The following is a 15,636-nucleotide window of genomic DNA, read 5'->3' on the forward strand; positions in this document are numbered from 1 at the left end:
ACGTCTCGGTTGCGTCATTCGGCGTACCGGGAAATTTACTGAACCGATACAGTCAATGACCGGTGCGTCATTTGCGCCAATTTTCCGGCCCGTCGCGGCCTTTGCGACGGGCCGCGCCGGGCTAGTACGGTCGCCACCGGAAGCGAATCGCGGAATCGTATCGCGGTGATCAATTCAGCTTCCGTCACTGGGAAATACTCGGCAACCTGATTGGACTGGGGATGCTTGTCGACCAGATTCAGGGAACGATCGTCCGCGCCGCGGACTTCGTCTTCTCGCCGTTCGACTGGGGCCGCGTCGCCGAGCCCGTAGGCCCGGCCATGGGAGCCCGCCAGGTGACCCTGCTCGTCGTGGAGGTCGCGCCGGGGAAGGCGTGGCGTCTCGGCTGGGCGCTGGAGGAAGAGAACGTGGCCGTCGTCTTCGCCGGCTCCGGCCACGGCGACGTCACGGGGCATCGCACGGAGGTCGCTCGCGGCTCCGCGCTGCACTCGCCGACCGGGCGGACGCTGGAACTCGAAGCGGGCGAAGACGGTTTGACCGCCTACGTGTGGCGAACCCGCTTGGCGGGCAACGAACCCGCCGGGTCCGCGCCGCGGCTGGAAAACGAACTGTGGAACACCGAAACGCAATTGCACGGCTTCTCCGGAACCGGCGAAGTCGCCGCCGACGAGAACACCGCGGTCATGAACTTCCTTTTCTGGCCCGGAACCGGCAGCGCGCGGCTGTGCCTGCACTGCGGGATCCAGGAACCGGGCCAGACCTTCAACGTCCACCGGCACCCGGAAAGCGAAGAGGCATTCATCGCTTTCGAGGGCGACGGCCAGATGTATTTGATCGACCGCTGGCATGACGTCTCGCCCGGCGACGTGCTGTTCGCCGCGCCCGGGGTGCCGCACGGCACGCGAAACCCGGAGTCGTCCGCGAAGCGGTTCGCCACGTGCGGCGGCCCGACGCCGTTCGACCCTGTCCTCTACGCCCGTGCGGGCGTTTCCGCGGAGGTGAAGTAGTCGTCATGTGCCGGATCTACGGACACCTGGGCGGGAACCTGGCGCACCATCATCTGCGGGCGGTTTCGGCGCTGCAGCGGCACGGCGGCCCGGACGCGCGGTTCAGCGCGGCGGGCGACGGCTGGGCGCTGGGCAACAACCGGCTGGCCATTGTGGACCTCGACGGCGGCGAGCAGCCCTACCGGCTCGGCCGCGAGATCCAGGTCGTCTTCAACGGCGAGATCTACAACCACGACGTGCTGCGCCGCGATCTGCACGCGGCGGGCTACGTCTTCCACGACCGCTGCGACGGCAATGTGCTCCCGGCGCTGTACCACAAGTACGGCCTGGACTTCGTCGACCACCTCGACGGGATGTACGCCATCGCGGTGCTCGACCTGCGAGCCGAGCCGAAGCTGGTGCTCGTGACGGACGACGCCGGGATGAAACCGCTGTACCACCACGAAAACCCGGAACGCCGGGAGCTGTACTTCTCCTCGGAGCTGCCCGCTCTGCTGAGCGTCCCCGGCGTGCAGTGGCAGCAGCGGGACGAGGGGCTCGACAACTACCTCACCACCAAGACTCCTTTCGGCGAGCGGACGATGTTCGAGGGCGTCCGGGTGCTGCCGCGCGCGGCCACCGCCGTCTACACGCGCTCGGGCGGGCTGAAGATCTCGCGGCGCGCGGAAAGCGCGTTCCCGGTCGAGGAAGACGGCGACCTCGCCGCGGCGGGCGGCCGCGTGCGGGACACCCTGCGCGCCGAGACTCACCGGCTCGCGCTGGCCGACGTCCCGATCTCGACGATCACCAGCGGGGGACTGGACTCCAGCCTGGTGACCGCGCTGCTGGCGGAGAAGGTCCCGCACGTGCACGCGTTCAACATCGCCTACACCGGCGACTGGCCGTTCGACGAGAAGGCCTACGCCCGCGAGGTCGCGGCCCGCAGCGGCGCGACCTACCACCAGGTCGAAGCGGACCCGGCGACGTTCCCGGACCTGCTCGACGAGGTCGTGTGGCATCTCGGCCAGCCCAACGCCGACCCGATCACGCTGAGCACCTATCTGCTGTTCCAGGGCGTGCACGACGCCGGGTTCAAGGTGACGCTCTCCGGCGACGCCGCGGACGAGATCTTCGGCGGCTACCGCCGGATCAGCGACGCGGTGGGCGGCGGCGGGGCCGAGGACTGGCCGAACGGCTACGTCGAGGCGCTCGCGGCGGTTCCCGCCGCGCTGCGGAACCAGCTCTACACCGACGAATACCGGGATCTGCTGCGGTGCAACGGAACCGAAGCCGACCGGATCCTGCGGCGCCTCCGCGGCGCCGGGCCGGACCGGCTGTCCGCGATCACCGAGTTCGAAGTGGACGAACGGCTGCCCGCCTACCACCTGCGCCGTGTCGACCATCTGAGCATGGCGCATTCGGTCGAGGTGCGGCTGCCGTTCTGCCAGCGGTCGGTCACCCGGCTGGCCCGGCGGCTGCCCGCCGAGCAGCGCGTGCGGGGCCGGGAGGTGAAGCGCGCGCTCTACGCGGCCGCCCGAGGGCTAGTGCCGGATTCGGTGCTCGAGCGGCCGAAGCAGCCGTTCACCCTCCCGATCACCGCGATGCTCGCGGACGGGCAGCCCTTGCACAGCTATGCCCGCGACCTGCTCTCCGGGCCGTCGCTCGCCGATCGCGGGCAGCTCGACCCGAAGGCGGTGGCCGGGCTGTTCGACGCGCAGGCCGCCCGGCCGAACGACGAATCGGCGCTGGCCATCTGGTCGCTGCTGATCCACCGGATCTGGAGCGAGCAGCTGGTGCGCGGCGCCGGGGAAAGGAGGGCGGCCTGATGCTCGCCCACATCGCCCACGCCCACGGCAGCCCGAGTTCCACGCTGGTGCTGCCCGCCGAGCGGCTGCCGACGTCGGAGGAGGCGCTCACCGACGCGTTTTCCGACGGCGTCGCCTGGCTCGCCGAGCACGGCCTCGCGGCGGTCACGAAGATCGCGCTCGTGTCGGAGTCCGAACATCCGCTGTTCGATCTCGACTACCGGTTCGTGCAGGTCATCCCCGGCGATCCGGTGCGGTTCGACTTCCGCGGCAGCTGCGGGCATTCGGTGCTCTCGTCCGTCGTCGTCGCCAGCAGGCTCGGCTGGATCGGCAGGCTCGCGCCCGGGCACCGCGTCCGCGTGCGCGTGCTCAACACCGACGACCACGTGGTGTGCGAGGTCGACGAATGCGTCCGCGACCGGACGACGTTCACCGCGCACTTCCTCAACCACCCCGCGGTGCCGCTCGGCGAACTGCTGCCGTTCGGCGAGACCACTACGGACCTGCCCTACGACGACGGCACGATCCGGGTCTCCGCGGTCTCGGTCGGGAACCCTTACCTGTTCGTGTCCGGACACGACCTCGGCGTGGACACCCCGGAGGAGCTTTTCGCCGCGGGGCAGCCGCTGTTCCGGACGATGACCGCGATCCGCCGGTCGGCCGCGCGGCAGTACGGCTACCCCGTCGAGGGCGCGTTCCCGAAGGTGGCCGCGGTCCTGCCGGACGGCGACAACGGCTTGGCCGCGCGTGCGGTCTCGGTGCCGTCCTGGCATCCGACGCTCGCGCTGACCGGTGCGGTCTGCCTCGGCGCGGCCCGCCGGATCCGTGGCACCATCCCGTTCCAGTTCGCCGGAGGGGACACGCGGAGCCCGTCGTCGCTGCGGATCCGCACCGCCGGCGGCTGCACGGTTTCGGACGCCGCGGTGTCCGGCCACGACCAGGACAGCGAGCTGTCCTGGGTCAGCGTCCCGGAGAAGGCGGTGTCGTTCACCGGCGCGGTGACCATCGACTCGTTCGATCCCCATGCCCTGAAGGAGGATTCGTGTCTGCTGTCGACGTGACCACTCCCGCGCGTCTCGGCGTCGACGATCTGGTCGGCGTCCTCTCCGAACACGCCGCGGCGGCCGACGAAGCCGGCCGCCCGGCGCCCGAGGTGCTGACCGCGCTGCGGAACTCGCCGCTGCCCGGCTTGGCCGTGCCGCGCCGGTACGGCGGGTCCGGCGCGGACGCGCTGGAAGGGAACCGGATGATCGCGCGGATCGCGCGGCACGACCCGTCCACCGCGATCATCGCCTTCCAGCACATGGCCGTGTGCAGCCGGATCGCCGAATGGGGCAGCGACGCCCAGCGCGAGGAGCTGCTGCCGAAACTCGCCTCCGGCGAATGGCTGGCCGCGTCCGCGTGGAGCGAGTCCGGGGCAGGCGCGGCGAAGAAGAACCTCGCCACCGTCGCCGACGAACTGCCCGACGGCAGCTGGACGGTCAGCGGCGGCAAGGCTTTCACCACCGGGGCCGGGATCACCGACGTCTACCTGGTGCTCGCGCAGAGCACCCCGGCGGGGGAGTCCGACGACGCCGCGTACGGGTCCGGCGGGCAGAGCTTCTTCCTGGTGCCCGCGACCAACCCGGGCATCGAGCCGGACCTGAGCCTGGACCTGGTCGGCATGCGCGCGTCGGCGACCGGGTTCGTCGAGCTGAAGGACTGCCGCCTCGGGCAGGAAGCGCTGCTCGGGCCGCGCGACGCCGCGAGCACGATCATCGCGGGAGTCCGGCAGTCCGGGGCGACGCTCGGCGCGGTGTCGGCGGGGATCGCCGAGGCCGCCTGGGACCTCGGTTTTCAAGCGGCGCAACGGAAATCGCTGCTCGACCTGCAGGCGGTCCGGCACCGGCTGGTGGACCTGCGCGGGCAGGTGGAGTCAGCCCGCGCGCTCGTCGAACGGGCCGGCCGCCGCGAGGGCTCCGACCCCGGCGAGGTGACGCTGCACAGCAAGATCCACGCCTCCCAGGCGGCCGAGGAAGTCGTCGCCGCGATCGCGCGGCTGCTCGGCAGCGCCGGGTACGTGGTGACGAACCCGATCAACCGGATGGCCCGCGACGCCCGCGCCGTCGCGCTGATGGGCCCGACCAACGACCTGAGCCGAGAGCTGGTGAGCCTGCCATGGGCCGCGTGAAACAGTACGACCTCGTCGTCCGGGGCGGCCGGGTGACCGGCCCCGGCGGCGTGCGCACCGCCGACATCGCCGTCGCGGACGGGAAAATCGCCGACGTGCTCCCCGCCGGGAGCACCGTGTCCGGCACTGAGGAGATCGACGCCGCCGGGCGGCACGTGCTGCCGGGGCTGATCGATTCCCACGTGCACTTCCGCACGCCGGGCCTGACCGGCAAAGAGGACTGGGCGCACGCGTCGCGCGCGGCGGTGGCGGGCGGCGTCACCACGGTGTTCGACATGCCCAACACCCGCCCGGCGACGTTCACCCCGGCCGACGCCCGCGCCAAGGACGCGGAAATCCGCGGCACCAGCCTGGTCGACTACCGCTTCCACGCTGGCGTCAACCCGGAGGCGGTCGAAACGCTGGAAGCGTTCGAGCCGGAGGAAGCGTTGACCGCCAAGGCGTTCCTCACCGGGCACCACACCGCACCGCACGTGCTGCGCGACCCCGGGCGGCTGGACGAACTGTTCGCCGTCGCGAAACGGCGCGGCCTCCGGCTGCTCTTCCACGCCGAGGACGACGACGTTTTCTCGCTCCTCGACCAGTGGCAGGGCCCCCCGGCGACCTACCGCGACTACGAACGGTTCCGGCCGCGCTCGGGCGGGATCGTCGCCGTGGCCAAGCTGATCGAGCTGGCCCGGCGGCACGGCGCCGCGGCGCACGTCCTGCACGTGTCCAGCCGCGAGGAAGCCGACCTGCTGACCGCTGCGGGCGCGGCCGGGCTGCCGGTCACCTGGGAGGCCACCGGGCACCACCTGTCGTTCACCTCGGCCGACACCGCCCGCTTCGGTTCCCGCATCCGGCTCAGTCCCGCCATCCGGGAGCAGGCCGATCAGGACCGGTTGTGGGACGCGGTGTTCCGCGGCGAAGTGTCCACTGTGGGCAGTGACCACGCGCCGCACGCGTTCGCGGACAAGACGGTCGCGGCACCGGACGCCCCGCCCGGTCTGCCGGGGGTGCAGGAGCTTTTCCCCGCCCTGTACACGGGTCTGCGGCGGCGGGCTCCGGAGGCGACGCCGGACGAACTGCTGCCGATCGTCACCCGCGTGCTGGCCGCCGAACCAGCCCGGCTGTTCGGCATCGCCGACCGCAAGGGCGCGATCGCGCCCGGCCTGGACGCCGACCTCGTGCTGTTCGACCCGGCGGAGAACTGGTCGTTCGGCCCCGGCGACGTCGAGGCGAAATGCGGCTGGACGGCGTACGCGGGCTGGATGTTCACCGGCCGCGTCGCGCGCACGATCCGCAGGGGTCGCACCGTGTTCCGCCTCGAACACGGCTTCGGCGCCCCGGACGGCGAATGGCTCAAGCCATCGGACGTCCCGGCCCGGGCAGGTGGTGCCCGATGACCACCGCGCTGCTCGACGAATTCAAGGACGCGATGGCGACGCTCGCCGGCGGCGTGTGCGTGGTGACCGCACTCGACGACGACGGCACCCCTCGCGGGTACGCCGCGACCTCAGTGACGTCGGTGTCGATGCGGCCGCCGCTGCTGCTCGTCTGCCAGGCGAAGACGTCGAGTTCGTACGAGATCTTCTCGCGCTGCTCGCGGTTCGGCGTCAATGTCCTGGCCGCGGAGCAGGCCGAACTCGCCGCGTTGTTCGCGACGCCCGGCGCCGACCGGTTCGGCGGCACCGGCTTCGAAGCGGGCGAGCAAGGCACGCTCCTGCACCCGGAAGCGCTGGCAGGCATCGAATGCCGGCGCCGGGACACCGTCGACGCCGGAGACCACGGCCTCCTGCTGGGCGAGGTGTGCGCGGCCCGCACCCGCCCCGGCGACCCGCTCGTCTACCACGGCAGGCGCTACCAGCGCACCCGTCCGGTCTGAACCGCTTGGAGGACAACCATGTTCGACATCCCCGACCGTCCCGGCCCGGCTCCCCGAACCCGCGGCCCGGTCCCGCACGGCCAGCTCAACCAGATCGCCCCGACGACGCTGCAGGAGGAGCTGTGGCAGCGGATGCGCTCGCTGGCCGGCGTCTACCTGGCGCCGACGCACGTGCCCTACCCGGAGGCGAGGGCGATCCATCTGGCGCCGGAGTTCGGCACCGGCCCGGACGACGCGTTCATCAAGCACAGCCGCGAATTCGCGCACATGCACCCGCAGCAGGACGGCAGCCTGCACCTGACTCTTCCGCCGATCGCGAAGAAGGTCGTGACCGAGGCGGGCTGGGGCGTGCCGCATCCGATCCAGAACACGCAGCTCGTTTACGGTCCTCGCGACCGGGACGAGATCGAGATCGTGTGGCAGGTGGTGCTGGAGTCCTATCGCTACGCCAGGGGACGCCATAACGAATGATTCCTGGGCTCGTGTCGGCCGGGCTGTGCTCGGCCGACGCGAGCCGATGGGCTGGTGCGCTCCTAACCCGCCGGATAACTGTGCAGGCCCTGTCCGGTCTTGCGTCCCAGCCGTCCGGCACCGACAAGCTCGGCCAGGAGCGGGCACGGCCGGTACATCGGATTCCCCGTGCACTCCAGCAGTACCGTCAAGGTGTCCAGGATGACGTCGAGGCCGATGAGGTCAGCCGTCCGCAGCGGTCCCATCGCGTGGCCGAAGCAGTTCTCGAAGACCTGGTCGACGGTGGCGGCGTCGGCGATGCCGTCGCCGACCGTCGCGATCGCCTCGTTGATCGTCGCCATGAGCACCCGGTTGGCGACGAAGCCGGGACCGTCGGCGACCACGATCGCGTGTTTGCCGATGCCGGACAACAGGTCCGTGGTGGCGCGGACGGTCTCGTCGCCGGTCGCCGCCGCGCGCACCACCTCGACGGTGTCCTTGAGCGGCGCGGGGTTCATGAAGTGGGTGCCGATCACCCGGTCCGCGCGGGCAGTCGCGGCGGCGAGCCGAGCGATCGGGACCGCGGACGTGCACGAGGCGAGGATCGTCGCGGCGGGGCAGAGCCGGTCCAGTTCGCCGAACAGCCCTTCCTTCACCGGAATCCGTTCGGCCGCGCACTCCACGACGAACTCGCTGTCGCCGAGTTCGCCGAGCTGGCCGGTCCAGCGGATCCGGTCGGAAACCTTGGCCGGGGGGCGGTTGCCGAGCAGCGCCGCCATCCTCAGGCCGAAGCGGATGCGCTCCGGGCCGCGGCTCACCGCCTCCGGATCGTGGTCGGCGACCACGACGTCGTGCCCGGCCGCGGCGAAACACTGGGCGACACCGGTGCCCATCACGCCCGCGCCCACCACCCCGATCTTCACTGGCTTCTCCCGTCGACGATCCGGACGTGCCCGGGCGGGGGAGGCGGCGGCCGTCGCGGGTCGAAGGCCAGCGTCAGCCCGGCGTCGGCGGCTGTGCCGGGTTCGAAACCGGCGAAGCGCAGCGTCACCAGCATGATCCGGTTGCTGTCCGTGGGAACGAACCGGGCGACGGGACGCCGTCCGCGCGCGAGGACGTCCCGCACGAGATGGCCGAGCAGGACGGTGCCGATGCCGCGATTGAGCACCCGGCACGAAGTGAGCAGCAGCTCCAGGACTACGTCGTGCCCGGCTTCGCGGAGCACGGCGAGCCCGACGGTGCCGTGCGCGCCGAACCGGTCGGCCACGTCCGCGACGAGCACTTCATAGCCCGGGGACGCACAGAGTTCGCGGAGCTGCGCGACATCGAACGTGCGTCCCGTGGTGTTGAGCTGGTGGGTGCGGAGGGTGAGTTCGTGCGCGCGGGCGAAGTCGTCCTCGGCGGCGGCCCGCACGGTCATCGTGAGGTTCAGCGAGGCGAGGAATTCCTGCGGGGAACCGCGGAACGCCTGTTCGGCCGCGACGCGGTCGCGTTCGGCGAGGTACCGGTGCCGGCGGCGGCGCGATTCGCCGGTCACCTGCACCGGCCGGAACTCGGCGAGCTCCGCGAGTTCGCCGACCCGTTCGGCGGGGTAGCAGCGCACCGTCGGCAGCGCGGCGGCAACCTCGGCGCGCTCGGCCGGGTCGTTGTCGGCGAAGGCGATGGTGTCCAGGCCGAGATTGAGTTCCGCGGCGATCCGGCGGATCGACACGGACTTCTCGCCCCAGCCGACCTCCAGCGCGCAGAACAGGTCGGTCAGGCCGTGTTCGGCGAGATGCCCGGTGGCGCGGGCGAGTTCGCCCCGGCCGGCCACCGCGTGCAGGATTCCCCGCCGGTCCAGGGTGTGCAGCGTCTCGAGCGCGGCGGGAAACGGGCGCGGCCGGTCGCCTTCGAGCACGACGCCGTCCCAGAGCGTGTCGTCGAGGTCCCAGACCAAGCACTTGACCGTCTTCACGGCCGCCGCCGCAACGCGTATTCGCCGAGCTGCTGTTCGGCGACTTCGTCGGAGCCTTCGATGATCCGCATGACCTTGGCGTCGCGGTAGAAACGGCCTACCAGGCTGTCCTCCGCGCATCCGGTGGCACCGAGGACCTGCCCGGCCCGGTCGGCGACGGCGGACGCGGCGCCCGCGGCGACGTACTTGGCCAGCAGGGTCCCGGCCACGGCGTCCGGTTCGCGCCGCTCCCGCAGTGCTGCTGCGCGGACACACAGCTGGCGCGCGGCGGCCGCGTCGGCCAAGCTGCGCCCGAGCAGAGCGCGCACCGCTTGATGCCCGGCGAGCCGCACGCCGCCCTGCACGCGGTCCACGGCGTGGGCGGCGGCGACGCGCAGGCACGCCTCGGCCATGCCGACGCAGCCCCAGGCGACGGTGAACCGTCCGTGGTCGAGTGCCGTCGCGACGACGTGCGACAGCCCGAATCCCGGGGGAGCGAGCAGGTTTTCCTCCGGCACGAGCACGTCGAACCGGACGTGCGCGAGCTGGGCGGCGCGCATGCCCAGCTGACCCCGCACCGGCTCGACGGTGATGCCTGGCCGGTCGGCTTCGACCAGCAAAGCGACCGGACGGCCCTCGCCCGCGGCGAGCACGAGGAAGACGTTGGCGGCCTGCCCGAAGGTGACCCACAGCTTGCGCCCGCGCACGCGCATCCGCCCGGCCTCGCGCACCGCGGAGGCGGCGACGGCCGACAGGTCGCTCCCGGCACCGGGTTCGGTGGCCGCGAAACCAGCCAGGACGTCTCCGTGCGCCAGCGGCGGCAACCAGCGGGCCCGCTGATCGGCGGTGCCCCAGCGGAAAACGGCCGCGGCGACCATGCTCTGGACGGTGACCAGGGCCCGCAGCGCGCTGCACACGCCCCCGAGGTCGGCGCACAGTTCGCCGAGAGCGGCCTGGGGGAGTCCGGCGCCACCGGCGGAAGCGGGCAGATCGGCGGCCAGAAAGCCCGCGCGCGCCACCGCTTTGACGACCTCCGGCGGGACCGCGCCGCGCGCGTCCCAGTCCGCCGCGTCCGGTCCGGCCGAAGCGGCGAACGCGGCGGAATCCGCTGTGGCCGGGGAATGGGTCAAGGAATTCCGTCCGATCGCTTCCGGAGCACGAAATCGGTTACCCGGTTCATGGTCCGGAAATTGTCCAGGTCGAGGTCTTCCACTCCGATCTCCACGCCGAACCGGCGTTCGAGAAGTGCCACGAGCTCCAGGGCCAGCAGCGAGTTCACCAGCCCGAGCGCGAAGTAGTCTTCGTCGGGGCCGGGGGTGTTCCCGGCCGTCGCGGCGGTGAAGAAATCGGTCAGTTCCGCCGTAATCTCCCCGGCGGCGAGTTCCGTGCCCGCGGGCTGCTGGCCTGTCACGCACCCTCCCTCGAGAAGATTTCCCCGCTCGAAGTTAACACGCCGTGCGGTGCTCCCGGCCGTGCCGAACGGCCTAATCGATTGCTCGCCATTGCTGATCCATTCCCGGTATTCGAAGTCCTTTGTGGATGATCAATGGACCGCGGTCGCGCAATTAAGCGCCGATCCCTCGTTCGGCGGCTTGCCGCTGCCGCGCGGCCACTGCAAATATCGAAATACCGCCCTCGCGGGGAAATTGAGGAAAACATTCCGGAACCGCGCGTCGAGCATGGGATTGCGGGCATGGCAGCCACCACTGGAACAGCGAGCGGCGTCGGCGGCCTGCTCGCGGACTGCGCGTCCCGGACGCCTGCGGAGACCGCGGTGGTGTGCGGCGCGACCCGGTTGAGCTATGCCGAACTCGCCGCCCGCAGCGACGAACTGGCGGCCCGTTTGGCGGAGCGGGGCGCGGGGCTCGAGAGCCGGGTCGGGCTTTTCGTGGAGCGTGGAGCGGACATGGTGGTGGCACTGTTCGCGGTGCTCAAGGCCGGGGCGGCGTACGTACCTCTCGATCCGGCGCAGCCGCGAAGGCATGGGGCCGCCCTGCTCGCCGACGCCGGGGTGAGCCTGGTCCTGACGCAGCCTGAGCTGGCGGACCGGCTGCCAGCGAACTGTGCGCCGGTGTCGGTGAAAGCCGCGCCCCGAGCAGATGGCGCTGGTCCGGCCGTGCCCCAGCGATGCGACGGCGGCGAACTCACCGGCGGTCCGGCTGCCCTCCGCGCAGGCAATTCCGTTGCTCCGTCTGACAAACCCGTCGCGTCGTGGCCGCCCGTCCACCCCGACAACCTCGCCTGCATCTTCTGCACCTCGGGCTCGACCGGCCGCCCCCGCGGAGTACTCGGCACCCACCGCGGGCTGCTCCAGCTGTTCGCGGCCCACCGCACGCAGATCTTCGACCCCGCCGCCCAGGCCGTCGGCCGGTCGCGCCTCCGGGTGGCGCACACCGCGTCCCTCTCCTGCGACACCTCCTGGATTCCGCTGCTCGCGATGCTGGCCGGCCACGAACTGCACGTGCTGGACCGGGCCGATCCGCGTGCCACCGTCGCCGCATTGGCGGCCGCGAGGATCGATGTGCTCGACGAAACTCCCTCTGTCCTCAGGAAACTTCTGCTGGCCGGGCTGCTCGACGGCCCCGCGCGGCCACACGTCGTCATCACCGGGGGAGAGCGCGTGGATCCGGACCTCGGTGCCGCGCTGCACGCCGCCGGGGTCGCCGTCTGCAACGCCTACCGCACCACTGAGACCACTGTGGACAGTCTCGTATGCGAGGCGGTGGCCGAGGAGCACGCCGTGCTCGGGCAGCCGGTGGCCGGGACGCGCGCGCAGGTGCTGGACGCCACGCTGCGGCCGGTTCCGCCGGGGGAGCCCGGGGAACTCTGGCTGTCCGGCGACTGCCTCGCTCGCGGCTACCTCGGCGAGCCCGGGGCGACCGCGGCCGCGTTCGTCGCGGATCCGGCCGGGCCTCCCGGCTCGCGGATGCACCGCACCGGCGACCGGGTGCGCCAGCGGGGAGACGGACTGTTCGACTTCCTCGGCCGCACCGACGGGCAGGTCGAAATACGCGGGATCCGTGTCGATCCCGAGGAAGCCGAAGCCGCCCTCGTGTGCCACCCCGGTATCGCCGCCGCGGCCGTAGTCGCGTGGCGAGACGACCGCGGTGCCGATCTCCTGCTCGCTTACGTCGTCCCATCAGCCAGGCCCGGCCCGCCACCGGCCCGGCTGGCGGCGTTCCTGCGACGCCGGGTGCCTGGTCATCTCGTGCCCGCCCGGTTCGTCGAGCTTGCCGCCCTCCCCTTGACGCACGCGGGCAAGCTCGACCGCCGGGCGCTGCCCGCGCCGGACGGCAGCCGCCGCGACCTCGCCGCTCCGCGGAACGCCACCGAAGAACTGGTCGCCGAGGTCTGGCGGGAGGCGCTCGGCCTGCCGCGGGTGGGCGTCGAGGACGATTTCGTCGAGCTGGGCGGCGATTCGATCCGCGCGATGCGGGTGGCCGGCACGCTCAACCGGCGCCTGGGCATCGCACTGCCCCCTCGGGACGTGTTCGAACACCGCACGGTCGCCGGGCTCGCGGCGGCGATCCCCGCCGCGCGCGCCGGCCACGCGCCGGAGCGGACCGAGCCGGGGACCGCGCTGCCGCTGTCGTCCGGGCAGCAGCGGCTCTGGTTCCTCGACCAGCTCGCCCCTGGGGGCGCGGAGTACAACACCACCACCGGATTCCGGTTGCGCGGAGCCCTGTCTCTCGACGCGCTGGCGGCTGCCTTGACCGCACTGGTCGAACGCCACGAGTCGCTGCGGACGACGTTCCCCGCCGTGCAAGGACGGGGCGTTCAAGTCGTCGGGCCGCCGCCTGAGATCCGGCCGGAAGTCCGCGCGCCGGAGGACATCGAACGGGCGCTGCTCGCCGAGGTGCAGCGGCCCTTCGACCTCGCCCGCGGCCCGTTGTTCCGGGCGACGGTGTTCGAGCGGGACGCGGACGATCATCTGCTTGTGCTGGTGCTGCACCACATCGTCACCGACGGCTGGTCGATGGGAGTGCTCGCGGACGAACTCGGCCAGCTGTACTCCGCCGCGGTGCGCGGCGCGGTGGCCGGGCTGCCCCCGCTTCCGTTGCGCTACGCCGATTTCGCCGCCTGGCAGCGAGACCGGCTCGCCGGACCCGAGTTCGACGACCAGATCGCCTACTGGGAGCGGCAACTGGCCGGGGTCCCGGCGCTGGAACTGCCCACCGACCGGCCGCGCCCAGCGGTGCGCGGGACGGCGGGCGCGATCCACCGGTTCACCGTGCCCGCGGCCGTGACCGCCCGGCTGGCCGAACTCGGCCGGGAGCACGGCGCCACGCTGTTCATGACCCTTTTCGCGGCGGCGCAGGTGCTCTTCGCGCGCTACACCGGCCAGCGCGACCTCGCCCTCGGCACGGTCACCGCCGGGCGGTCCCGGGACGAACTGGCCGGACTGGTCGGCTTTTTCGCCAACACGGTCGTGATCCGCGCCCGCCTCGACGGCGACCCGTCCTTCGCCGAACTCCTGACCGAAGTCCGCTCGACCGTGCTCGACGCGATGGCCCACGACGACGTCCCGTTCGGCCGCCTGGTGGAACTGCTCGCCCCGGCCCGCGACGCGAGCCGTTCGCCGCTGGTGAACGCGATGGTGGTGCTGCAGAACGCGCCCTCGGCGGCCCCGGAGTTCAGCGGGCTGGCGGCCGAGGAGCTCGAACTGCCCCGGCAGTCGGCGCAGTTCGACCTCACGCTGGAGTTCGAACCCCACGACGGCGGCCTGCACGCGGTGGCCGAGTACAGCACCGAACTGTTCGACGCGGCCACGATCCGGCGGCTGGCCGAGAACCTGGCCGCCCTGCTGGAAAACCTCGCCGAAGACCCGGGACGGCCGCTGTCCCGGCTGCCGTGGCCCGCGCCGGCGCAACGCCGCGAACTCCTGGAAGCCGGGCACCCGGCGGCGGAGGGACCCGGGCTCAGCGTGCCCCGCGTCTTCGCCGAGCGCGTCCGCGAGCACCCGGACGCGCTCGCGGTGACCTGCGCGGGCGCGGCCCTCACTTACCGGGAGCTGGACCTCCGGGCGAACCGGCTCGCACACGGCCTGATCGCGCACGGCGCCGGACTGGACGTCCGGATCGGCCTGTGCGTCCCGCGCGGCGTCGAGGCGGTCGTCGGGATGCTGGCCGTGCTGAAGGCCGGAGCAGCCTACGTCCCGCTCGACCCGCGTTACCCGGACGAGCGGCTGGCGTTGCTGCTGGCGGATTCCGGGGCGGCCACAGTGCTTACGACGCGGGCAGTGCGCGACCGAGTACCCCACGGGGCTCGCGTCCTGGCCTTGGACGACGGGTGGGAACGCGGCGAGTCCGAAACCGCGCCGGGGCACCGAGCCTGGCCGGACAACCTGGCCTGCGTGCTTTACACCTCCGGTTCGTCGGGTCGGCCGAAAGGCGTGCAGATCGAGCATCGCTCCGTGACGCGGTTGTGCGCCGACCCGCACGTCCGGCTCGGCCCGGAGGACGTCGTCGCGCAGTACGCTCCGTTGTCGTTCGACGCCTCCACGCTGGAAATCTGGGGTGCGCTGCTGTCCGGCGCACGGCTGGCCGTCGACCCGGAGGAGGTGCCGTCGGTTGAGGCGCTCGGCACCTTCGTCCGCTCCGAAAGCGTGACCGCCCTGTGGCTGACCGCGGGGATGTTCCACGAGGTGGCGGCGGCTGACCCCGGGGTGTTCGCGGGGCTGCGGCGGCTGCTTTCCGGCGGCGACGTCCTCTCGCCGCAGCAATGCGCGGCAGTCCGGCAGCGGTGGCCGCAGCTGGAGCTGGTCAACGGCTACGGGCCCACCGAAAACACCACTTTCACCGCCTGCCACCGCGTCCGCGACAGCGACCCCGGCCGTCCGGTGCCGATCGGGCGGCAGATCACCGGCACGTACTGCCGGGTGCTGGACCGGCACCTCGATCTGGCGCCGGCCGGGGTGCGCGGCGAGCTGTACGTCGGCGGCAGCGGTTTGGCCCGCGGCTACCTGGGGCGGCCCGGCCTGACCGCGGACCGGTTCGTCGCCGACCCCTTCGGGCACGGGACCCGGCTGTACCGCACCGGCGACGTCGTGCGCTGGCGCGAGGGCTGGGTGCTGGACTTCCTCGGCCGGTCCGACGACCAGGTCAAGATCCGCGGCTTCCGGATCGAGACGGGCGAGATCGAGGCCGCCCTGCGCCGGCACCCGGACGTCGGCGAGGCCGTCGTGCTGGCCCGGGACGACACCCCCGGCCACAAGCGGCTGGCCGGGTACGTCGTGCCGCGCCGCCCGGTCGGGCCCGAGGCCCTGCGGGAGTTCCTCGGCCAGAGCCTGCCGGGGCATCTCGTCCCGGGCGCGCTGGTGGTGCTCGACCGGTTCCCGCTGACGCCGCAGGGCAAGATCGACCGCCGGGCGCTGCCGGCGCCGCGGCCGCGGGAAGCCCGACCCCCCCCCCCCCCACCCGCACCCGCCG

12 protein-coding genes are annotated in these 15,636 nt (G+C 72.2%); 8 read left to right on the forward strand and 4 right to left on the reverse strand.

The features are described 5' to 3' along the window. Positions 1-221 precede the first annotated feature (221 nt). Genes ACWGIC_RS12280 through ACWGIC_RS12310 form a run of 7 tightly spaced genes read left to right on the forward strand, consistent with a single transcriptional unit; the run spans position 222 to position 7,296 of the window. A complete protein-coding gene (locus tag ACWGIC_RS12280; protein ID WP_452075957.1) occupies positions 222-1,007 on the forward strand; it encodes a cupin domain-containing protein in 786 nt (261 codons plus the stop codon). Between the two features lie 5 nt (positions 1,008-1,012). Next, positions 1,013-2,812, forward strand: a complete 1,800-nt coding sequence (gene asnB / locus ACWGIC_RS12285) for an asparagine synthase (glutamine-hydrolyzing) (protein ID WP_452075958.1) — start codon at positions 1,013-1,015, stop codon at positions 2,810-2,812. Continuing rightward, positions 2,812-3,852, forward strand: a complete 1,041-nt coding sequence (locus tag ACWGIC_RS12290; RefSeq protein WP_452075959.1) for a PrpF domain-containing protein — start codon at positions 2,812-2,814, stop codon at positions 3,850-3,852. Before asnB ends, ACWGIC_RS12290 begins: the two co-directional genes overlap by 1 nt. Next, positions 3,834-4,961: an acyl-CoA dehydrogenase family protein gene (locus ACWGIC_RS12295; protein WP_452075960.1), complete on the forward strand. Its 1,128-nt coding sequence runs from the start codon at positions 3,834-3,836 to the stop codon at positions 4,959-4,961. The genes ACWGIC_RS12290 and ACWGIC_RS12295 overlap by 19 nt, the downstream gene beginning before the upstream one ends. Further along, positions 4,958-6,346 (forward strand): dihydroorotase, encoded by a 1,389-nt coding sequence (locus tag ACWGIC_RS12300; RefSeq protein ID WP_452075961.1) that lies wholly within the window; start codon positions 4,958-4,960, stop codon positions 6,344-6,346. The genes ACWGIC_RS12295 and ACWGIC_RS12300 overlap by 4 nt, the downstream gene beginning before the upstream one ends. After that, positions 6,343-6,825 carry a flavin reductase family protein gene (locus ACWGIC_RS12305; protein WP_452075962.1) on the forward strand — a complete coding sequence of 161 codons (483 nt, stop codon included), beginning with the start codon at positions 6,343-6,345 and terminating at the stop codon, positions 6,823-6,825. The genes ACWGIC_RS12300 and ACWGIC_RS12305 overlap by 4 nt, the downstream gene beginning before the upstream one ends. 18 nt (positions 6,826-6,843) lie before the next feature. Further along, positions 6,844-7,296 carry a luciferase domain-containing protein gene (locus ACWGIC_RS12310; protein ID WP_452075963.1) on the forward strand — a complete coding sequence of 151 codons (453 nt, stop codon included), beginning with the start codon at positions 6,844-6,846 and terminating at the stop codon, positions 7,294-7,296. A gap of 62 nt (positions 7,297-7,358) precedes the next feature. Here ACWGIC_RS12310 and ACWGIC_RS12315 read toward each other — a convergent pair whose 3' ends face one another. Genes ACWGIC_RS12315 through ACWGIC_RS12330 form a run of 4 tightly spaced genes read right to left on the reverse strand, consistent with a single transcriptional unit; the run spans position 7,359 to position 10,619 of the window. Continuing rightward, positions 7,359-8,198, reverse strand: coding sequence for a 3-hydroxyacyl-CoA dehydrogenase family protein (locus ACWGIC_RS12315; RefSeq protein WP_452075964.1), 840 nt, complete (start codon positions 8,196-8,198; stop codon positions 7,359-7,361). Next, a complete protein-coding gene (locus ACWGIC_RS12320) occupies positions 8,195-9,229 on the reverse strand; it encodes an HAD-IIIC family phosphatase (RefSeq protein ID WP_452075965.1) in 1,035 nt (344 codons plus the stop codon). The genes ACWGIC_RS12315 and ACWGIC_RS12320 overlap by 4 nt, the downstream gene beginning before the upstream one ends. Beyond that, entirely contained in the window at positions 9,226-10,338 is a 1,113-nt protein-coding gene (locus ACWGIC_RS12325) for an acyl-CoA dehydrogenase family protein (RefSeq protein WP_452075966.1), read from the reverse strand. The genes ACWGIC_RS12320 and ACWGIC_RS12325 overlap by 4 nt, the downstream gene beginning before the upstream one ends. Beyond that, the gene (locus tag ACWGIC_RS12330) at positions 10,335-10,619 is read right to left on the reverse strand and encodes a phosphopantetheine-binding protein (RefSeq protein WP_452075967.1); all 285 of its coding nucleotides are present in this window, start codon (positions 10,617-10,619) and stop codon (positions 10,335-10,337) included. Before ACWGIC_RS12330 ends, ACWGIC_RS12325 begins: the two co-directional genes overlap by 4 nt. Positions 10,620-10,901: 282 nt before the next feature. Between ACWGIC_RS12330 and ACWGIC_RS12335 the strand changes: the two genes are divergently transcribed. Further along, on the forward strand, positions 10,902-15,636 hold a 4,735-nt coding region (locus tag ACWGIC_RS12335; protein ID WP_452075968.1), incomplete at its 3' end, for an amino acid adenylation domain-containing protein.

It is taken from the genome of Amycolatopsis sp. NPDC054798, from assembly GCF_053611505.1.

What these genes read in the sequence shown, in the direction of transcription:
- ACWGIC_RS12290 (WP_452075959.1), top strand. Translation starts at nt 2,812, where the DNA reads ATGCTCGCCCACATCGCCCACGCCCACGGCAGCCCGAGTTCCACGCTG.
- ACWGIC_RS12305 (WP_452075962.1), top strand. Translation starts at nt 6,343, where the DNA reads ATGACCACCGCGCTGCTCGACGAATTCAAGGACGCGATGGCGACGCTC.
- ACWGIC_RS12280 (WP_452075957.1), top strand. Translation starts at nt 222, where the DNA reads ATGCTTGTCGACCAGATTCAGGGAACGATCGTCCGCGCCGCGGACTTC.
- asnB (WP_452075958.1), top strand. Translation starts at nt 1,013, where the DNA reads ATGTGCCGGATCTACGGACACCTGGGCGGGAACCTGGCGCACCATCAT.
- ACWGIC_RS12310 (WP_452075963.1), top strand. Translation starts at nt 6,844, where the DNA reads ATGTTCGACATCCCCGACCGTCCCGGCCCGGCTCCCCGAACCCGCGGC.